The following is an 18,892-nucleotide window of genomic DNA, read 5'->3' as shown; positions in this document are numbered from 1 at the left end:
CTCTGTTGATCTTGAGTCCACGCTCAGAAGGAGCGTTCCTAGTGCCCGAACGTATGAAGCCGTATTTTCCGTCCGCCATCCTGCTGTTGCTGATCGCCTATTTTGGCGTACAGGCCCTGACGGGCCAGCGGGGGCTGCTGAGTGGGCATGAGCGCGACGCCATGCTCGTGCGCCGCGAGGCCCAGTTGTCGGGAATCATGGAGCAGCGGCGCGACCTTGAGGTTCGCGTTCGCTACCTGCGCACAGACAGCCTGTCCCGCGATCTGCTGGAAGAGCGCGCACGGGCCGTTCTGGGCTTCAGTGACCCGCGCGACTACGTCATTCGCATTGCCACGCCGGTGACGGCACCGGGGCCGGCCCCCCGCGCGTGAACTTTGGTTACAGCTTGACCGGAGCGCTTTGCGTTTCGGGAACGAAGGCTGCTAAAGCCCCTTTCCGTAACGACAAGAGGCCCTGCATCCTGCCATTTGGCGAGGGCCCAGCCGGGAGATGACGGATGGCGAAAGCCCCCGCCGCCAAAGCTGATTCCAGCAAGGCGACAAAACTGCCCAACACGCCGGCGGCTTCGAAAGAAGACCTGCTGCGATTCTACCGCGAGATGGTCCTCATCCGCCGGTTCGAGGAGCGTGCGGGCCAGCTTTACGGCATGGGTCTGATCGGCGGCTTCTGTCACCTCTATATCGGCCAGGAGGCCGTGGCGGTGGGCGTGCAGGAGAGCGTGCGCCAGGGTCACGACAAGATCATCACCGGCTATCGCGACCACGGCCACATGCTGTGCGCCGGCATGGACCCGAAACAGGTCATGGCCGAGTTGACCGGTCGCATCGGCGGCTCGTCCAAGGGCAAGGGCGGGTCGATGCACATGTTCGACACCGCCACGGGCTTCTACGGCGGCCACGGCATCGTCGGGGCGCAGGTGGCGCTGGGCACGGGCCTGGCCTTCTCGGGCCGCTATCGCGGGGATGATTCGGTCGCCTTCATCTATTTCGGCGACGGCGCGGCCAACCAGGGCCAGGTCTATGAGAGCTTCAACATGGCCCAGCTTTGGAAGCTGCCGGCCATCTACATCATCGAGAACAACCAGTACGCCATGGGCACGAGCATCGAACGCTCGTCGTCCACGACCCAGCTGAGCGAGCGGGGCTCCAGCTTCGGCATCCCCGGCGAACAGGTCGACGGCATGGATGTGCTGGCCGTCCGCGACGCCGTGGCCAAGGCCGTGAAACGCGCGCGTGAGGGCGGCGGCCCCTTCATTCTCGAGATGAAGACCTATCGCTATCGTGGCCATTCCATGAGCGATCCGGCCAAATACCGCGCCAAGGAAGAGGTCGACGAGGTCAAGAAGACCCGCGATCCTATCGACCATGTGAAGATGCTGCTGGAACAGGCGAAAGCCACCGAGGACGAGATCAAGGCCGTCGACAACGAGGTCAAGATCATCGTCGCCGAGGCGGTCCAGTTCGCCCAGGAAAGCCCGGAGCCGGACCCGTCCGAGCTCTACACCGACGTCTACGTGGAGGCCTGACCGTGACCGACATTCTGATGCCGGCGCTGTCCCCCACGATGGAAGAGGGCACGCTGACCAAATGGCACATCAAGGCGGGGGACACGGTCAAGGCCGGTGACGTCATCGCCGAGATCGAGACCGACAAGGCGACCATGGAGGTCGAGGCCGTCGACGAGGGCGAGGTGCTGGAAATTCTCGTGGCCGAAGGGTCCGACAACGTGAAGGTCAACACGCCGATCGCGCGACTGGCGGGTGAGGGCGGGGCGGCTTCACCCGCACCCAAGGCCGAAGCTGCGCCCGCGGCCGAGCCGGAAACGCCTGCCGCGCCCTTGGCCGTCCCGAAGGTCGAGCTTCACGACCCCGAAATCCCGGCCGGTGCCAAACTGGTCAAGACGACCATCCGCGATGCCCTGCGCGACGCCATGGCCGAGGAGATGCGTCGTGACGACAAGGTCTTCCTGATCGGCGAGGAGGTCGCCCAGTACCAGGGCGCCTACAAGGTCAGCCGGGAGCTGCTGCAGGAGTTCGGCGACAAGCGCGTCGTCGACACCCCGATCACCGAGCATGGCTTCGCCGGCCTGGGCGTCGGCGCCGCCATGGCGGGGCTGAAGCCGATCGTCGAGTTCATGACCTTCAACTTCGCCATGCAGGCCATCGACCACATCATCAATTCGGCGGCCAAGACGCTGTACATGTCGGGCGGCCAGATCCGCGCGAGCATCGTCTTCCGCGGGCCCAACGGCGCGGCCAGCCGCGTCGGGGCCCAGCACAGCCAGGACTATTCCGCCTGGTACGCCCAGGTGCCCGGCCTGAAGGTGATCGCGCCTTATGACGCCGCCGACGCCAAGGGGCTGATGAAGGCCGCCATCCGCGACCCCAACCCTGTGGTCTTCCTCGAGCACGAGATGATGTACGGGCTGGAGTTCGACGTGCCGGACGTCGAGGACTGGCTGGTCCCGATCGGCAAGGCCAAGGTCCGCCGCGAGGGGACCGACGTCACGATCACTTCCCACAGCCGTATGGTCGGTTTCGCCCTCCAGGCCGCCGAACAGCTGGCCGGGGAGGGCATCTCCTGCGAGGTCGTCGACCTGCGGACCCTGCGTCCTCTGGACCATGAAACCATCGTCGAGAGCGTGAAAAAGACCAGCCGTCTGGTCTCGGCCGAGGAAGGCTGGGGTCCGATGGGCGTCGGCGCCGAGGTCGTGGCCCGGGTGATCGAGCATGCGTTTGACTATCTGGATGCCCCCCCGTTGCGGGTGCACCAGGAAGACGTGCCGCTGCCCTACGCCGCCAATCTGGAAACCCTGTCGCTGCCGGGCGTGGACAAGATCGTCGCCGCTGTGAAGAAGGTGATGGCATGAGTGAGCCCGAAGAACACCAGCTGAAGACGCCCGAGAGTGTCGCCGCCGACGCCGAGGCGATCGAGATCATGCGCATGTGGTGGTCGAAGGGCGAGCCGGTGATGTCGGTCAAGCCGGCCTTCAACGACCCGCTCCAGTTCGGGCAGATGCTGGCCTATGCCGCCAAGCACATGGCGCACGGCTATGCGGTTCGGCACGGCCACAACGAACGTCAGGCCTACCAGCGGATCCTCCAGGGCCTGTCTGACGTGATCAAGTCGGACAACGTGGAGACCGTGGCCGAGCCCGTCTCCGGGCCGGGTGGCGTGCAATGACCGACATCCTGATGCCCGCCCTGTCGCCCACGATGGAAGAGGGCGTTCTGGCCAAATGGCACGTCAAGGTCGGCGACACGGTCAAGGCCGGTGACGTCATCGCCGAGATCGAGACCGACAAGGCGACCATGGAGGTCGAGGCCGTCGACGAGGGTCAGATCACCGACATTCTGGTGGCCGAGGGCACGGAAGGCGTGAAGGTCAATACGCCGATCGCGCGGTTGAAGGACGAGGGCGGCGCGGCCGCTCCCGCGCCGAAGGCCGCCGCGGCTCAGGCTGAAGCGCCCAAGGCCGAGGCCACGTCCGCGCCCGCCGCCGCTGAGAAATCCGCGCCCGCTCCGGCGAAGGTCGACGGCGAACGCGTCTTCGCCTCACCGCTGGCCCGCCGTATCGCTGCCCGGAACGGCGTCGATCTGAAATCGATCAAGGGCAGCGGCCCGCACGGCCGCATCGTCAAACGCGACGTCGAGGGTGCCAAGGGCGGGGCCCAGGCTCCCGCCGGATCAACCGCCCCGGCACCGGCCGGCGAGGTCCGCAAGGTCCAGTCCCTTGCCCAGATGGGCATTCCGGACGGCAGCTATGACCTGATCCCGCTGGACGGCATGCGCAAGGCGATCGCCCGCCGTCTGACCGACAGCTTCCGCGACGTGCCGCATTTCCCCCTGACCATCGATTGCGAGATCGACGGCCTGCTGGCCTCCCGGGCCAAGGTCAATGCGATGCTCGAGAAGTCGGGCGTGAAGGTCTCGGTGAACGACTTCGTCATCAAGGCCTCGGCCATGGCGCTGAAGGCGGTGCCGGAGGCGAACGCCTCCTACTCGCCCGAAGGCATCGCCATGCACCACCACGCCGATGTGGCGATGGCGGTGGCGATCGACGGCGGGCTGATCACCCCGATCATCCGCGCTGCCGAGACCAAGTCCCTGTCGCAGATCGCCACCGAGTCCAAGGATCTGGCCAAGCGCGCCCGTGACCGCAAGCTGAAGCCCGAGGAGTTCCAGGGCGGCACCTTCTCGGTCTCGAACCTGGGCATGTTCGGCATCAGGTCGTTCGCCTCGATCATCAACGAGCCCCAGGGTGCTATCATGAGCGTCGGGGCCGGCGAGCCTCGCGCCGTGGCCAGGGACGGCCAGCTGGCCGTGGCGACGGTGATGACCGTGACCCTGACCTGTGATCACCGCGTGGTGGACGGCGCGGTCGGTGCCCGCTTCCTGCAGGCGTTCAAGGCGATGATCGAAGACCCCGTCACCATGCTGGCCTGAGCGGAGACGCCCCATGACTTCGGTCTTTGACTTCAAAGCCACGGCCATCGGCGGGACCGAACAGTCGCTCGGTCAGTATCGTGGCAAGGCCCTGCTGATCGTCAATACGGCGTCCAAATGCGGCTTCACCGGCCAGTATGCGGGTCTTGAGGCGCTGCATCGTGATTACGCCGACAAGCCATTCGAAGTGCTGGGGTTTCCCTGCAACCAGTTCGGCGCGCAGGAGCCCGGCAAGGCCGCCGAGATCGCCAGCTTCTGCTCCACCACCTACGGCGTCGACTTCCCGATGTTCGACAAGGTCGAGGTCAACGGCCCGAACCGGCATCCGCTCTATGCCTGGCTGACCAGCGAGAAAAAGGGCTTCCTCGGCAGCCGCGACATCAAGTGGAATTTCACCAAATTCCTGACCGATCGGGAGGGGCGTGTCATCGCCCGCTATGCCCCCCAGGTCGAACCTTCGGCCATCGCCGCCGACATCGAGAAGCTGATCTGACATGGCCACGACGCCCGGTTCTGAGTTCGACCTCATCGTCATCGGTTCGGGTCCCGGCGGCTATGTCGCGGCCATCCGCGCCAGCCAGCTGGGTCTGAAGGTCGCCATCGTCGAGCGTGAGAATCTGGGTGGGGTCTGCCTCAACTGGGGCTGTATCCCGACCAAGGCGCTGCTCAAGTCCGGCGAGAAATACGAAAGCCTGTCGCACCTGAAGGACTTCGGCCTGTCGGCGGACAAGGTCGGTTTCGACTTCGCCGCCATCATCGCCCGCTCGCGTGGCGTGGCGAAGCAGCTGAACTCCGGCGTCGGCTATCTGATGAAGAAGAACAAGATCGAGGTCATCGAGGGTTCGGCGAAGCTGGAAAAGGGTGCTGCCGCGCCGAAAGTGATCATCGCCCTGAAGGCCGGCGGGTCGCGCACGGTTGAGGCCAGGGTAGTCATGCTGGCCGTCGGTGCCCGCGCCAAGGCCATCCCGCAGATCGGCCTCGAGGCCGACGGCGACCGAATCTGGGCCTATCGCGAGGCCATGGCCCCCAAGACCATGCCCGCATCGATCGTCGTCATCGGCTCGGGTGCCATCGGCATCGAGTTCGGCAGCTTCTACCGCGCGCTGGGTGCCGAGGTGACCGTCGTCGAGGCCGTGGACCGCATCATGCCGGTCGAGGACGAAGAGGTGTCAAAGGCGGCGCAGAAGTCCTTCGAAAGGCGCGGCCTGAAATTCCGCACCGGCTGCAAGGTCACGAAGGTGTCGAAGGGCGGCAAGGGCGTGCAGGTGGCCATCGAGGCCGCCGGCAAGGCCGAGATTCTCGAGGCCGAGGTCTGCATCTCGGCGGTCGGCATCACCGCCAATACGGATGGCATCGGTCTGGAGGCGCTGGGCGTCAACATGGAGCGCGGCCACATCACCATCGACGGTCACTGCCAGACCAATGTGAAGGGGCTCTACGCCATCGGCGACTGCGCCGGCGCGCCCTGGCTGGCGCACAAGGCCTCGCACGAGGGCATCCACGCCGCCGAACACATCGCCGGCTTCAAGACCCCCAACGTCCACTCGCCGATCGCCGGCTGCACCTATGCCCAGCCGCAGGTCGCCTCTGTCGGGATCACGGAACAGGGCGCACGCGAGGCGAAGCGCGAGGTCAGGATCGGCCGCTTCCCCTTCAAGGTGAACGGCAAGGCGATCGCCTCGGGCGATACCGACGGCTTTGTGAAGGTGATCTTTGACGCGACGACGGGAGCCCTGATCGGTGCCCATATGATCGGCGCCGAGGTCACCGAGATGATCCAGGGCTATGTCACCGCCATCGCCATGGAAGCGACCGAGGAAGACATCCACGGCATCGTCTATCCCCACCCGACCATGTCCGAGGCCATGCACGAGGCCGCGCTGGATGCCTACGGGCGGGTGATCCACATCTGACCTCCGACCAGGTCCGGACTCCTTGTCATCCCGGACGCCGCGAAGCGGCGATCCGGGACGGCATGCTGCCCCTTGGCTCCTCCCGGACAGCCCGCTTGGGCTGAGCCGGGAGACGGGTGGCTGCAAAACCCGGTCCTGGAGTTTCCTTCGCCGCCTTCAAAATAGCCCCGTGCGGCGTCCGGCTGCCTCCCGGCTCAGCCCAAGCGGGCTGTCCGTGATCAAGAGGCTAGGGCCGTCCTGCCCGTCCCGGCTCTCCGCTTCGCTTCGGCCGGGATGACAAGCGCCTTATCCCGCCAGCACGTCCGCGCTCATCCGTTCCAGCAACGCGCCGCCCTGACGGACCGCAGCCATGTGGCTGCCGGCCCCGGCGAGCACATTGACGGCATAGACCTCGTACAGGGTGATCTTGCCTTCCAGCCATGCCGGGTCACCCTGGCCGCCGTCCAGCTGGTCACGGGCGTACAGTGCGCCCTGGGCCAGCATCCAGCCGCCGACGACATCGCCGACCAGTTTCAGATAGGCGTCAGCCGCGGCCAGAACGTCGGCGGCGCCGTCGGCAGCGGCCTTGCGGTCGAGGATCCAGACCGTGGCACCTTCCACCGCCGCGACGGCGTCTGCGAAGGCCGTGACCGGCTGGCCGGAGAACAGTCGCGGCAGCCGCTCCAGCGTCGCCTTCATGTCGGCGATCAGGTCATGGGCGGCCTGCCCGCCGTCCTGCGACAGCTTGCGGCCGACCAGATCCATGGCCTGGATCCCGTTGGTGCCTTCGTAGATCGGGGCGATGCGGGCGTCGCGGTAATGCTGGGCCGCGCCGGTCTCCTCGATGAAGCCCATGCCGCCGTGAATCTGGATGCCCTGCGAGGCGACCTCGCAGCCGACGTCGGTCGACCAGGCCTTGGCGATCGGGGTGAACAGGTCCTCGCGGCCCTTCCAGCGGCGGCGCTCTTCCTCGGTCGCCGCGTGCTTCGCCAGATCGGCGGCGACTCCGGTGGACAGGCAGATGGCGCGGGCGGCGGCGATCTTCGCCTTCATCACTGACAGGGTGCGGCGGACATCCGGATGATCGATGATCGGGGCGTTGGCCTCGCCGGTCCAGACCGACCGGCCCTGCCGCCGGTCGCGGGCATAGGCCAAGGCGTGCTGATACGCCCGCTCGGCGATGCCGACGCCTTGGACCCCGACGGCGAGGCGGGCGGCGTTCATCATGATGAACATGTGGGCCAGGCCCTGATTGGGCTGGCCGACCAGTTCGGCGGTCGCGCCCTCATAGGCCATGACGCAGGTGGGCGAGGCGTGGATGCCGAGCTTGTGCTCGACGCCCACGGGGCGGAAGCCGTTGCGGTCGCCCAACGTTCCGTCGGGCTTGACGAGGTATTTCGAGGACAGGAACAGGCTGATGCCCTTGGGCCCGGGCGGCGCATCGGGCAGGCGGGCCAGCACGAGGTGGACGATGTTGTCGGTGGCGTCGTGGTCGCCCCAGGTGATGTAGATCTTCTGGCCGTTCAGGGCATACGTCCCGTCGCCGTTCGGCGTCGCCGTGGTGGTCAGGGCCCCGAGGTCCGACCCGGCCTGGGGCTCGGTCAAAACCATGGCCCCGGTCCATTCGCCGGATACCAGCTTCGTCAGATAGATGTCCTTCTGCGAGGGCGTGCCGTGCGCCTCCAGCGCCTCGATCGCCGCCAGCGACAGCATGGGGCACAGGCCGAAGGCCATGTTGGCGGCGTGGACGGTCTCATAGGCGGCGAGTTCCAGCGCCTTGGGCAGTTGCTGACCACCGGCGTGGACGGGGGCGGACAGGCCGGTCCAGCCGCCCTCGGCGAAATGCCGATAGGCGTCGGCGAAGCCCGGCGCGGAGGTCACGGTTCCGTTGGCGAAGATCGAGCCCTTCTGGTCGCCGATCCGGTTCAGCGGGGCGAGCACCCCTTCCGAAAACTGCGCCGCGGCTTCGAGCACGGCACCGAGCACGTCAGGATCATAGTCCGGAAAAGCTCCGCTGGCAGCCACCTGGTCGATGCCGGCGACGGCCTGAAGCGTGAAGGCGATGTCGCGGACGGGGGCACGGTAGGTCATGGCGATGGTCTCGGTTCGAAGGGGGTGGAATGTTCATGCCGCCTTGCCGCCGCGGCATGCAAGTAGGGCTTGGCGAAGCCCTGGCGCGAGCCCACAATACAGGCTGATCCAGGGGGACTGCCGTGGCTGAACCGCGCAATCGTTATTCGACCGTCTCGCTGATTCTGCACTGGCTGATCGCCGTGATGATTCTGGTCCAGGTGCTGCTGATTACAGCGAACGAGGCGACCGAGGGCCAGGCCATCTCACGCGAGTTCGTGCAGGTCCATAAGGCCCTCGGGTTGACCGTCCTCGTCCTGACGCTGGCCCGGATCGGCTGGCGCATCGCCAATCCGGCCATTCCTCTGCCCGATACGATGAAGCGGTGGGAGAAGATCGTGTCGCGCACGACGCACGTCCTGTTCTATGTCCTGCTGCTGGCCATGCCGCTGACCGGATGGGCGGCCGTGTCGGCCACGGGGCGTGAGCTCAGCTGGTTCGGCCTCTTCAACTGGCCGCTGTTGCCGATCAGCGGCGGCCGCGACGCCTTCAAATCCATCATCGGCATCCATGAGCTGGTGATGAAGGGGATGTACGCCCTGATCGCCCTGCATGTCGTCGGGGCGCTGAAGCACCAGTTCGTCGACCGGGACAATGTTCTGCACCGCATGATCCCGTGGATCCCGCGCCGCCCATGAGACCGCTCTTTGCCCTTTTGCTGGCGCTGCTGACGCCCCTTCTTCTGGGAGCCGCGCCGGCCCCCTGGACCTTCGACCGCGACGGGTCCCGAATCGAGATGTCGGTCCGCGCCTTCGGCGGGTCGCACACCGGGCGGTTCGATGACTGGCGCGGGACGGCCGTTCTCGACCCGACCCGCCCCCAGGACGCGCGGGCGTCGATGACGGTCCAGGCCGGTTCGTTGAAGATGTCACCCTCGGTAGCGACAGGACGCGCCATCGGGCCCGCCTTTCTCGACGCGGCCCGCTATCCGACGATCCGCTTCGAACTCAAATCGCTCGAGCCTTTAGGGGGCGACCGCTATACGGCGCACGCGGACCTTACCATGAAGGGACGGACCCGGGCGATCGACTTCCCCCTCGACCTGCGTGTCACCGGGACCCGGGCGCAACTGGCGGGCGCGTTCATGATCGACCGCGCGGACTTCGGCATAGGGACGTCGGGGCCGTGGAACAGGCTGGTGGGACGTCAGGTGACGGTGCGCGTGGCAATTCAGGCGCGGCCGGGCTGAGCGTGCCCCGAGCGAGTGACTCCGACGCCGAGGCCGTCAGGGTGCTGGGCACCGGCGGCCTGGTCATCATCCCGACCGAAACCGTCTATGGCCTTGCGGCCGACGCCGGCAATGCCGAGGCGGTCGCCGCCATCTTCGAGGCCAAGGGTCGTCCGCGCTTCAACCCCCTGATCGCCCATGTCGCGGACGCCATGCAGGCCGAGGCGGTCGCCCTGTTCGACCCCCGCGCCCGGGCGTTGGCCGAAGCGTTCTGGCCCGGGCCGCTGACGCTGGTGGCCCCTGTTCGCGACCGGACAGGCGTCTGCGACCTGGCCCGCGCGGGGCTGGACAGCGTCGCGGTCCGCGTACCGGGCCACGCCCGCGCCCGGGCGCTGATCTCGGCCTTCGGCCGTCCGGTCGTGGCCCCGTCCGCCAATCGCTCGGGCCGGCCCAGTCCGACCACCTTTGCCGATGCCGTCGAGGAGACGGGCTTCGCCGCCCGGGCCGCCATCAACGGCGGACCCTGCGCCGTCGGGGTGGAGAGTACGGTCGTCTCGGTGCTGGACGGTCGCGTCGCCCTGTTGCGCCCCGGCTCGGTCACTCGCGAGGAGATCGAGGCCCTCGTCGGCCCGCTCGCCAGATTCGGAGAGGGGGGCGGGGAGGGGCATCGCTCTCCGGGCCGGCTGACGCTGCACTATGCGCCCGACGCCCCGGTGCGGATCGAGGCGGCTGATGCGCGTGGCGGGGAAATCCTGCTGGGGTTCGGCCCCGGTGCCGGCGATCCGCGCTGGAGCCTGAGCCCGACCGGCGATCTGCGCGAGGCCGCCGCCAATCTGTTCCGTCGACTACGAGAAGCGGACCGCGAGCGGCCGACGGGGATCGCGGTGTCGCCCATCCCGGCGCACGGCCTCGGCGAGGCCATTAACGACCGACTCCGGCGCGCGGCGGGCTATGTCGGTTGAGGTCGATTCAGCGTGAACCGCAGGATTTCGCCGACCTCGGCATCGAAGCTGGATCCGGTGAGGACGAAGCCCTTGCGGGTCAGTACCCGTTGCGATGCGTTGAGCGCGGGCAATGTCTCGGCCGCAATTGACGTGACTTGCGGATTGTCAAACGCCCGCGCGACCAGCATGGCAACCGCCCGGCCGGCATAGCCTCGCCGTTGATCGCCCTCGACAATCGAATATCCGATCTCGACACATCCCGAATCGTTCGGCGGACCCTTGAAGCCACCGATACCCACCGGTCGCCCGTCCGCCAGAATATACCACATGCCCCAGCCTGGCCGGTTCGGATGGTCGCGTATCAGGGACCGCATCCAGTCGCGAGTCGAGGCATCGTTATGTTCCGGCGGCCAACCAACCGGGTCTGTGGCATTCAGGGAGCGCGCCAGGGCGGGGCCACCGTTATCCTCGGCATCCAGAGTTTCGAGCGTGCAGGCGATGATCTGGACAGTGCCGTCCTGCTCCGAAAGCGCAGTCACTGCCCTACGATCAGGGCCGGTGTTCACTGCGCGGTCCAGCCGCCGTCGATCGAGAAGCTGGCCCCGTTGGCCGAGGCCCCTAGGTCGCTGACCAGATACAGCATCATCCCGGTCAATTCGTCGGTGGTGACGAACCGCTTGGTCGGCTGGGCGGCCAGGATGACATCCTTCAGCACGGCTTCTTTCGACATGCCGCGGGTCCGGGCCTGGTCGGCGATCTGCTTCTCGACGATCGGCGTCTCGACGAAGCCGGGGCAGATGGCGTTGCAGGTGATGTTGTCCTGGGCGACCTCGAGGGCGACGGTCTTGGTGAAGCCGATAACGCCGTGTTTGGCCGCGACATAGGCCGACTTGAACGGGCTGGCGACCAGGCCGTGGGCCGAGGCGATATTGATGATCCGCCCGCGCCCCTGGGCCTTCATGATCGGGATCGCCGCCCGGGTCGCATAGAAGGTCGAGGACAGGTTGATGGCGATGATCTGTTCCCACTTGTCGGAGGGGAATTTCTCGACCGCCTCGACGTGCTGGACGCCGGCGTTGTTGATCAGGATGTCGAGACGGCCGAGCTGGTGCTTGCCATAGGCGACCATGTCGGCGACCTCGTCGCCGCGCAGCATGTTGGCGGCGTGATAGCGGACGCGAACGCCGCAGCTGGCCTCCAGTTCGGCCCGGGTGCGTTCGATCTCGGAGGGGTCGCCCAGCCCGTTCAGGACCACGTCGCCGCCGCGTGAGGCGATGGCGCGGGCGAAGGCGAGGCCGATACCCGACGTCGAGCCCGAAATCACTGCGACCTGACCTTTCAGGTCGCCGATGTCGCGGAAGGGTTCGCGCGCCGTCTCGGTGCTGTCACCACGCTTTGGCCATTGGAACATGAGGGTCTCGTCCGTAAGTCAGTCTGCCCAGCCTAGCCGTTCGCGGATGCGAAGGCGACTGCCGGGATTAATTTCCCGATCTGGTGAATATCCAGTCTGTGTCGCTCGAGGCGGTCTTGTCAAAGCGATAGCCGTCCCGGTCGAAGGCCTTGAGGTCCTGGGCCCGCTCGATTCGTTCGTCGATGGCGAAGCGCGCCATGCCGCCCCGGGCCTTCTTGGCGAAGAACGAGATGATCCGGCTCTCGCCGTCCTTCGATTCCCGGAACTGCGGTGTGACGACCGGCAGTTTCAGCGCTTTCGCGTCGACCGCCCCGAAATATTCCTGGCTGGCCAGATTGATCAGGGTGGGGTCGGTCTGGCCCTCGGCGTCGGCGTTCAACTGTTTCGACAGCCGGTCTCCCCAGAAGTCGTAAAGGCTGGACCCGCGCCGGGTCTTCAGCCGCGTGCCCATTTCCAGCCGATAGGGCTGGATGCGGTCCAGCGGCCGCAACAGTCCGTAGAAGCCGGACAGGATGCGCAGACGGTCCTGGGCCCAGGTCAGGGAAGACGGGTCCAGTTCGCGCGCCTTCAGCCCCTCGTAGACGTCGCCGGCGAAGGCGAAGGCGGCCTCCACGCCGGCGTCGACCGATTCCGGTTCAAAGGCCTGGAATCTCTGCCGGTTGAGGTCGGCCAGTGTGTCCGAGATCGACATCAGCCGGCGCAGGTCAGCGCGTGTCAGCCGCCGCGTGGTCTTGGACAGGGTCGCGGTGTCCTCTGCGAATCGCGGCGCGGTCGCGGGCGCAGTCGCAGGGCCTTCGGTGAAATCCAGCCGCTTGGCCGGGGACAGGACGATCAGCAAGGCTTTTGGCTCCGGCGGCGCTGCCGAGCAGATAGGCCGGTTCGATGACGAATTGAACCGGGTCCGTCGTCGCGGTCAGCCGGTCTGTGGGTAGAGTGCCGCCAGCACGGCCGGAAGCCGGTCGGGAAGATCCTCGGCGATCAGGCCGGGACCGAAGCCTCGCGCGGCCTCGGCATGCATCCACACCGCCGCCCGGGCCGCGTCGAAACTGTTCATCCGCTGCGCCATCAGCCCGCCGATCATGCCCGCCAGCACGTCGCCCGAACCTGCCGTCGCCAGCCAGCGGACACCGTTGCCGTTGACGGCTAGGCGACCGTCCGGCGCGGCGATCACGGTCGCGGCGCCCTTCAGCACGACCACGGCGCCGCTGCGCCGTGCCGCCGCGCCGGCCGCGGCCTCGCGGCCGAGGTCGAGCAGGTCGGGGAACAGGCGTTTGAACTCGCCCTCATGCGGGGTCAGGACGTCGTCAGGATCGAGGACGTCGAACAGATCGCCGGGCCGGTCCTCGAACACCGTCAGGCCGTCGGCGTCGACGACCAATGCCGCCCCGGTTCCGGCAAGAGCCTCGACATTGGCACGGGTGGCAGCGGTGATCCCGGCGGCCGGGCCGATGACAACCGCGTCCATACCCTCCGCCAGCGCGATCAGGGCATCCGTCGAGCGGAAGGGGCTCAGCATGATGGCCTCGATCGCCGGGGCGATCACCATCGCCGCGTCCGGGGGGCAGAGGATGCGGACCACGCCAGCGCCGATGCGCAAACCCGCGCGTGCCGCCAGCCGCGCCGCGCCGGTCTGCGTGGCCTCGCCCGATACGACACCCAGTCGCCCGCGTGCATGTTTGTGGGCGTCCTGGCCGGGCCAGGGCAGGGACAGGCGCCAGTCAGGCAGGTCGGCTGCGGTCAAAGCCACGGTCCTCCGTTCACGGATGGCACCGGCGAAGGAAAAACACTTGCCTTATTGTGCAATGCAATGTCCCTTTACCTCCCGTGTGCGCGGCATGATAACGCCCGCCTGGGATCGCCAATGAAAAAGATCGAAGCCGTCATCAAGCCGTTCAAGCTGGATGAAGTGAAGGAAGCGCTGCAAGACGCAGGCGTGCAAGGCATGACCGTGCTGGAGGCCAAGGGATATGGCCGCCAGAAGGGCCATTCCGAGCTGTACCGCGGCGCGGAATACGTCATCGACTTCCTGCCGAAGATCAAGATCGAGGTGGTGGTGTCCGACGACATGGTCAACTCCGTCGTGGACGCGATCCAGGCCGCCGCACGCACCGGCAAGATCGGTGACGGCAAGATCTTCGTCACCGACGTTCTCGACGTCATCCGGATCCGTACCGGCGAGACGGGTGCGCAGGCCGTCTGAATTTCCAGCGGTCGCCTTCCGGGGCGGCCATTTTCACAACCTCCCCGAGCCACAGGACGTCGACCATGAGCGCCAGCAAGATCCTCAAGGAGATCAAGGAGAAGGACGTCAAATACGTCGACCTCCGCTTCACCGACACCAAGGGTCGGATGCAGCATGTGACCTTCGATATTGACCTGGTCGACGAGGAGTTTCTCGAAGAGGGAACGATGTTCGACGGCTCCTCGATCGCCGGCTGGAAGGCGATCAACGAAAGCGACATGCTGCTGAAGCCGGACCTCAGCGGCTCCTGGATCGACCCGTTCTACCAGCAGACGACGCTGTTCCTGTTCTGCGACGTGCTGAACCCCGATACCAACGAGCCCTACAATCGTGACAGCCGCTCGATGGCCAAGAAGGCGCTGGCCTATGTCCAGTCGTCCGGCGTGGGCGACACCGTCTTCTTCGGCCCGGAAGCCGAGTTCTTCATCTTCGACGACGTGCGCTGGAGCACTGCGCCGCACGACACCGGCTACACCTACGACTCGATCGAACTGCCTTCCAATACGGGCGCGGAATATTCCGAAGGCAATATGGGCCACCGGCCTGGACCCAAGGGCGGCTATTTCCCGGTCAACCCGACCGACAGCGCCCAGGACCTGCGCGGCGAGATGCTGGGGGTCATGCGCGATCTGGGCATGCAGCCCGAGAAGCACCACCACGAGGTCGCACCCGCGCAGCACGAGCTGGGCCTGAAGTTCAGCGACCTGCTGACCATGGCTGACCGGCTGCAGCTGTACAAATACGTGATCCACAACGTCGCCGCCGCCTACGGCAAGTCGGCGACCTTCATGGCCAAGCCGACCTTCGGCGACAACGGTTCGGGCATGCACGTCCACCAGTCGATCTGGCGTGACGGCAAGCCTCTGTTCGCGGGCGACAAATACGCCGGCCTGTCGGATCTCTGCCTCTGGTACATCGGCGGGATCATCAAACACGCCAAGGCCATCAACGCCTTCGCCAACTCGACCACCAACTCCTACAAGCGACTGGTGCCCGGATACGAAGCGCCGGTGAAACTGGCCTATTCGTCGCGCAACCGGTCGGCGTCGATCCGCATCCCGTTCGTCAACTCGCCCAAGGCCAAGCGCATCGAGGCGCGCTTCCCCGACCCGATGGGCAACCCCTATCTGACCTTCGTCGCCCTGCTGATGGCGGGCCTCGATGGCATCGAGAACCGGATCGATCCCGGTGCTCCGGCCGACAAGAACCTGTACGACCTGCCGCCCGAAGAGCGGGGCAACATCCCCGAGGTCTGCGGCAGCCTGAAAGAGGCCCTCGAAAATCTCGACAAGGATCGCGCCTTCCTCAAGAAGGGCGGCGTCATGGATGACGATTTCATCGACAGCTACATCGAGCTGAAGATGGAAGAGGTGATGCGTCTGCAACTGCACCCGCACCCGGTCGAATTCGACATGTACTACAGCTGCTGACCGTCGGCTGAGGCTGGACGATCAAAGGGTGCCGGAGGCCACTCCGGCACCCTTTTTCGTGGCTCGTTCAGACGTCTAGTTGCGGCGGGTGGTCTCGACCTCGATGCCGTTCTCACCGGCGCGGACCGTGGTGCTGTCGGCGGGGCGGCCATCCCGCTCGACCACGATGGTCGGCGGCGCGACGGGCACGGGCACGGCGACTTCGCGGGTCTCGACGATGGTGCGGGTTTCAGGTGCGGGTGCCGGGGCGGCCGGAGCGGGCTGCTGTTGCGTACAGGCTGCGGCGGCGATGGTGACGGCGGCGAGGGCGACAAGGCGAAGAGCTGACATGGACCGGTCTCCTGATGGACGGTCCCGTTCAAACACCGACGGTCAACGCCGGTTCCGGTCAAGCTGTCGGGCCAGGGTCAATCGACATGCAGACGTCGGTACCCGCTTCGCTCCCACGTCATTCCACGGCCGGGACCGGCGGTCCGGGTTCCGCTCCGCGAGCCAGGAAAGACGGTGATTTATGGACGACCAGCGGGTCTGCCGATTATCGATTGAACCCGGGGGAGCCTGAGGTTCCCGGCACGGCGACGATCAGGCCGCGGCGTCCGTCGTCTTGCGGCGCAGCTCTATGATCCGGACGCACCAGATCGAGATTTCGTACAGCAGCACGAGCGGTACGGCGAGCATCAGCTGGCTGATCGGATCCGGCGGGGTCACTATGGCCGCCAGCACCACGACGGCAACGATGGCGTAGCGGCGGCCCTCGGCCATGACTTTTGATGAGATGATGCCAGCCATGCCCAGCAGCGTCGTCACCACGGGCAGCTGGAAGCAGAGGCCGAATGCCAGGATCAGCGAGGTAACGAGGTTCAGATAGTCAGAGATCTTGGTCGTCAGCAGGACCGTGATCCCCTCGCTTGAAATCTGCTGGCTCAATGAGAACAGCATGACGAAGGGCAGCATGACGAAATACACCAGCGCGCCGCCGAGACAGAACATGACGGGCGTGGCGAGCAGGAAGGGCAGGAAGGCCCCCTTTTCGTTTCGATACAGTCCCGGCGCGACGAAGGCGTAGAGCTGATAGGCAAGGATCGGGAACGCCAGAACGATCGCGCCAAAGCCGGCGATCTTCATCTTGGTGAACAGCTGCTCAAGCGGGGCTGTGGCGATCAATTCGACGGCGGCGAGCCCGCCGGGCGGAAACGGTTTCAACCCTGCAGTGATGGCCAGGAGGTCCAGCGGATTGCCGTGCTGACCCTTGGCGGCGGCCGCGGCATGCACGGCGGCGGCGGCCTGGAACGGCTTGATCAACTCGACCTGAAGCTGGGCCGCAAAGTAGAAGCACAGGATGAAGGCCAGAAGGAAGGCCACGACGCACCAGACCAGCCGCCCGCGCAGCTCGATCAGGTGATCCATCAGGGGCGCACGCGACTGTTCGATCTCGGCTTCGTCGCGATCGAGGGCACTCATGCCGTTGGTGCCTTCTTGCGCGAGGCCCGGGGTTTGGCGGGGACGATCGGGGTCGTCGCCTTCTTTGCGGCGGGCTTGGCCGGCTTGACGCGCGGGACCGGTGTTTTTCTGGCAGCGGCGGACTTCGCGGGCTTCGTGGCCTTGGGAGCCGGCAGTTCCAGCGGTGCCATGACGGGCGGACTGTCGGGCCATTCGTCCGGCGCGGACAGCATGGGCGGGTTTACCGGCTTGTTCAGGTCGTCGCGGATTTCACGAAAGGCCGTCTCGGCGTCCGCGCCGAGGGCGTGCATGCCCTGACCGGTGCGCAGCGCCTCGACCTCCTTGCGCAACTCGTCCAGTTCGGACTGGCGCGCCATCTCGTCGAAGCTGGAGCGGAACTCATTGGCCATGCCGCGCGCCTTGGCGACCATCTTGCCAAGCTTGCGCAAAAGCAGCGGCAATCGCTCGGGCCCCACCACCAGCAGGGCCACAATCGCGATCACCAGATACTCACCGCCCCCGATGCCGGGGCCCAGGCCACCCATACGTCAGCTCTCCGCCGTCAACAGCGGCCTAGGACTTCAGGTCTTCTTTTTCAGCGTCGGTGCGGGGCAGGGCACCTGCGCGTTCGTCGCGCGGCTTGTCATCGTCCGTATCCTTGAGGCCGTCCTTGAAGGCTTTGACGCCCTTGGCGGCGTCGCCCATCAGTCCCGACAGCTTGCCGCGACCGCCGAACAGCAGAAGCACGATCACCGCGACGATGGCCCAGTGCCAGATGCTGAATGAACCCACGGAATACTCTCCTCAGTCCGGCCATCTCGGCCTGGTCGAAATCTATTGCCGCATATAGGCCGTTCGGTGGCGCGACGCCAAGCGAACCTGTTAGGACGCGCCCATGAGTCACGTCATCATCCACACCGACGGCGCCTGCAAGGGCAATCCTGGTCCGGGGGGCTGGGGCGCGATCCTGCAGACCGGCGGCGGTCACGAAAAGGAACTGTGGGGCGGTGAGCCGCTGACCACCAACAACCGCATGGAGCTGATGGGGGCGATCTCCGCGCTCGAGGCCCTGACCCGGCCGTGCCGCATCGATCTGCACACCGACAGCAAATACGTCATGACCGGGATCACCGAATGGATCCACGGGTGGAAGGCACGGGGCTGGAAGACGGCCGACAAGAAGCCGGTCAAGAACGAGGACCTGTGGAAACGTCTCGACGCGGCCCGCGCCCGTCACGAGGTGAAGTGGCACTGGGTCAAGGGCCATGCGGGCCATGAGCTCAACGAACGCGCCGACGGCCTCGCGAATCGGGGAATTGCCGACCTGCCGCGCTAGACCAGACGCACCTTGAGTTTCGGGCCGTCGATGGCGTCGACCATGACGCTCTCGCCGACCAGAGGCCCGGCCCCCTCGATTTCGGCCACCCATTCGGCACCCGAGACAAAGACCCGGCCGCGGCCATCGACGAAGGCCTGGACTACCTGGGCCCGCTGGCCGACCAGCCGGCTGTCGCGGGCGTTGATGTCGGGGGTGTCCAACGGATTGACCCGCTGGATCAATCGTCGCGACAGCAGGGTCGCGGCCACGGTCAGGGCGGCGAACAACGCCACCTCACCGAGGAAGCCGAGCGGCAGGCCGAGGGCGGTGACCACGGCCACCACGCCGGCCGATACGGCCGGCCAGAGCAGCCATTCGGTCGAAAAGGCCGCTTCCACCGCTAGCAGGATGACGCCGATGGCCAGCCAGATCCAGAACGGCTGGGCCGCGTGCAGATCAGTCAGGGCTTCCAT

Annotated in this window: 23 protein-coding genes; 13 read left to right on the top strand and 10 right to left on the bottom strand. The window is 66.4% G+C overall.

Going from position 1 to position 18,892, the window contains the following annotated elements:
* The first annotated feature begins 53 nt into the window (after positions 1-53).
* The 7 genes from ACP7AS_RS09670 (at position 54) to lpdA (ending at position 6,357) form a co-directional block, all read left to right on the top strand.
* The gene (locus ACP7AS_RS09670; protein ID WP_426028791.1) at positions 54-371 is read left to right on the top strand and encodes an FtsB family cell division protein; all 318 of its coding nucleotides are present in this window, start codon (positions 54-56) and stop codon (positions 369-371) included.
* Between the two features lie 125 nt (positions 372-496).
* Positions 497-1,525, top strand: coding sequence for a pyruvate dehydrogenase (acetyl-transferring) E1 component subunit alpha (pdhA, locus tag ACP7AS_RS09665; RefSeq protein WP_426028656.1), 1,029 nt, complete (start codon positions 497-499; stop codon positions 1,523-1,525).
* A 2-nt stretch (positions 1,526-1,527) separates the two neighbouring features.
* Entirely contained in the window at positions 1,528-2,868 is a 1,341-nt protein-coding gene (locus ACP7AS_RS09660) for a pyruvate dehydrogenase complex E1 component subunit beta (RefSeq protein ID WP_426028655.1), read from the top strand.
* Complete coding sequence (locus ACP7AS_RS09655) at positions 2,865-3,182, top strand: DUF5076 domain-containing protein (RefSeq protein WP_426028654.1); 318 nt, start codon at positions 2,865-2,867, stop codon at positions 3,180-3,182. The genes ACP7AS_RS09660 and ACP7AS_RS09655 overlap by 4 nt, the downstream gene beginning before the upstream one ends.
* Complete coding sequence (locus tag ACP7AS_RS09650) at positions 3,179-4,444, top strand: pyruvate dehydrogenase complex dihydrolipoamide acetyltransferase (RefSeq protein WP_426028653.1); 1,266 nt, start codon at positions 3,179-3,181, stop codon at positions 4,442-4,444. The genes ACP7AS_RS09655 and ACP7AS_RS09650 overlap by 4 nt, the downstream gene beginning before the upstream one ends.
* Before the next feature lie 13 nt (positions 4,445-4,457).
* Positions 4,458-4,937, top strand: a complete 480-nt coding sequence (locus ACP7AS_RS09645) for a glutathione peroxidase (protein WP_426028652.1) — start codon at positions 4,458-4,460, stop codon at positions 4,935-4,937.
* Position 4,938: 1 nt separating this feature from the next.
* Positions 4,939-6,357 (top strand): dihydrolipoyl dehydrogenase, encoded by a 1,419-nt coding sequence (lpdA, locus tag ACP7AS_RS09640; RefSeq protein ID WP_426028651.1) that lies wholly within the window; start codon positions 4,939-4,941, stop codon positions 6,355-6,357.
* Between the two features lie 285 nt (positions 6,358-6,642).
* Here lpdA and ACP7AS_RS09635 read toward each other — a convergent pair whose 3' ends face one another.
* On the bottom strand, positions 6,643-8,427 hold the full coding sequence (locus ACP7AS_RS09635) for an acyl-CoA dehydrogenase (RefSeq protein WP_426028650.1): 1,785 nt from the start codon (positions 8,425-8,427) through the stop codon (positions 6,643-6,645).
* Positions 8,428-8,549: 122 nt separating this feature from the next.
* Here ACP7AS_RS09635 and ACP7AS_RS09630 point away from each other — a divergent pair, with 122 nt between their 5' ends.
* From ACP7AS_RS09630 to ACP7AS_RS09620, 3 genes are read left to right on the top strand one after another with little or no spacing between them, the layout of a single operon-like run.
* Positions 8,550-9,104, top strand: a complete 555-nt coding sequence (locus tag ACP7AS_RS09630) for a cytochrome b (RefSeq protein WP_426028649.1) — start codon at positions 8,550-8,552, stop codon at positions 9,102-9,104.
* Positions 9,101-9,655: a YceI family protein gene (locus ACP7AS_RS09625; protein WP_426028648.1), complete on the top strand. Its 555-nt coding sequence runs from the start codon at positions 9,101-9,103 to the stop codon at positions 9,653-9,655. The genes ACP7AS_RS09630 and ACP7AS_RS09625 overlap by 4 nt, the downstream gene beginning before the upstream one ends.
* A gap of 2 nt (positions 9,656-9,657) precedes the next feature.
* Positions 9,658-10,596, top strand: a complete 939-nt coding sequence (locus ACP7AS_RS09620; RefSeq protein ID WP_426028647.1) for an L-threonylcarbamoyladenylate synthase — start codon at positions 9,658-9,660, stop codon at positions 10,594-10,596.
* On the opposite strand, the gene ACP7AS_RS09615 is transcribed toward ACP7AS_RS09620, so the two are convergent.
* The 4 genes from ACP7AS_RS09615 to ACP7AS_RS09600 all read right to left on the bottom strand — a co-directional run bounded on the left by ACP7AS_RS09615 (position 10,584) and on the right by ACP7AS_RS09600 (position 13,730).
* Positions 10,584-11,117, bottom strand: a complete 534-nt coding sequence (locus ACP7AS_RS09615) for a GNAT family N-acetyltransferase (protein ID WP_426028646.1) — start codon at positions 11,115-11,117, stop codon at positions 10,584-10,586. The two genes, ACP7AS_RS09620 and ACP7AS_RS09615, sit on opposite strands and share 13 nt — an antisense overlap.
* Before the next feature lie 23 nt (positions 11,118-11,140).
* Positions 11,141-11,989, bottom strand: a complete 849-nt coding sequence (locus ACP7AS_RS09610) for a 3-hydroxybutyrate dehydrogenase (RefSeq protein WP_426028645.1) — start codon at positions 11,987-11,989, stop codon at positions 11,141-11,143.
* Positions 11,990-12,056: 67 nt separating this feature from the next.
* Positions 12,057-12,827 (bottom strand): peroxide stress protein YaaA, encoded by a 771-nt coding sequence (gene yaaA, locus ACP7AS_RS09605; RefSeq protein WP_426028644.1) that lies wholly within the window; start codon positions 12,825-12,827, stop codon positions 12,057-12,059.
* A gap of 75 nt (positions 12,828-12,902) precedes the next feature.
* A complete protein-coding gene (locus tag ACP7AS_RS09600) occupies positions 12,903-13,730 on the bottom strand; it encodes an NAD(P)H-hydrate dehydratase (protein ID WP_426028643.1) in 828 nt (275 codons plus the stop codon).
* 120 nt (positions 13,731-13,850) lie between these two features.
* On the opposite strand from ACP7AS_RS09600, the gene ACP7AS_RS09595 reads away from it, so the two are divergent.
* Together ACP7AS_RS09595 and glnA are read left to right on the top strand one after the other, a co-directional pair.
* Positions 13,851-14,189, top strand: a complete 339-nt coding sequence (locus ACP7AS_RS09595; protein ID WP_300466914.1) for a P-II family nitrogen regulator — start codon at positions 13,851-13,853, stop codon at positions 14,187-14,189.
* Positions 14,190-14,254: 65 nt separating this feature from the next.
* The gene (glnA, locus tag ACP7AS_RS09590) at positions 14,255-15,661 is read left to right on the top strand and encodes a type I glutamate--ammonia ligase (protein WP_426028642.1); all 1,407 of its coding nucleotides are present in this window, start codon (positions 14,255-14,257) and stop codon (positions 15,659-15,661) included.
* Positions 15,662-15,736: 75 nt separating this feature from the next.
* On the opposite strand, the gene ACP7AS_RS09585 is transcribed toward glnA, so the two are convergent.
* The 4 genes from ACP7AS_RS09585 to ACP7AS_RS09570 form a co-directional block, all read right to left on the bottom strand.
* Complete coding sequence (locus ACP7AS_RS09585; RefSeq protein ID WP_426028641.1) at positions 15,737-15,991, bottom strand: hypothetical protein; 255 nt, start codon at positions 15,989-15,991, stop codon at positions 15,737-15,739.
* A gap of 252 nt (positions 15,992-16,243) precedes the next feature.
* On the bottom strand, positions 16,244-17,122 hold the full coding sequence (gene tatC / locus ACP7AS_RS09580) for a twin-arginine translocase subunit TatC (protein ID WP_426028640.1): 879 nt from the start codon (positions 17,120-17,122) through the stop codon (positions 16,244-16,246).
* Positions 17,119-17,646, bottom strand: a complete 528-nt coding sequence (tatB, locus tag ACP7AS_RS09575; protein WP_426028639.1) for a Sec-independent protein translocase protein TatB — start codon at positions 17,644-17,646, stop codon at positions 17,119-17,121. Before tatB ends, tatC begins: the two co-directional genes overlap by 4 nt.
* 28 nt (positions 17,647-17,674) lie before the next feature.
* Positions 17,675-17,893 carry a twin-arginine translocase TatA/TatE family subunit gene (locus tag ACP7AS_RS09570; protein WP_426028638.1) on the bottom strand — a complete coding sequence of 73 codons (219 nt, stop codon included), beginning with the start codon at positions 17,891-17,893 and terminating at the stop codon, positions 17,675-17,677.
* Positions 17,894-17,996: 103 nt separating this feature from the next.
* Here ACP7AS_RS09570 and rnhA point away from each other — a divergent pair, with 103 nt between their 5' ends.
* Positions 17,997-18,437, top strand: a complete 441-nt coding sequence (gene rnhA, locus ACP7AS_RS09565; protein WP_426028637.1) for a ribonuclease HI — start codon at positions 17,997-17,999, stop codon at positions 18,435-18,437.
* Here rnhA and ACP7AS_RS09560 read toward each other — a convergent pair.
* Complete coding sequence (locus tag ACP7AS_RS09560) at positions 18,434-18,892, bottom strand: NfeD family protein (protein WP_426028636.1); 459 nt, start codon at positions 18,890-18,892, stop codon at positions 18,434-18,436. The genes rnhA and ACP7AS_RS09560 overlap by 4 nt on opposite strands.

The organism is Brevundimonas sp. TWP2-3-4b2, from assembly GCF_049897345.1.
Classification (GTDB): domain Bacteria; phylum Pseudomonadota; class Alphaproteobacteria; order Caulobacterales; family Caulobacteraceae; genus Brevundimonas.
Note: the sequence above shows the minus strand (reverse complement) of the source record. Positions and strands in the feature narration are given on the sequence as shown.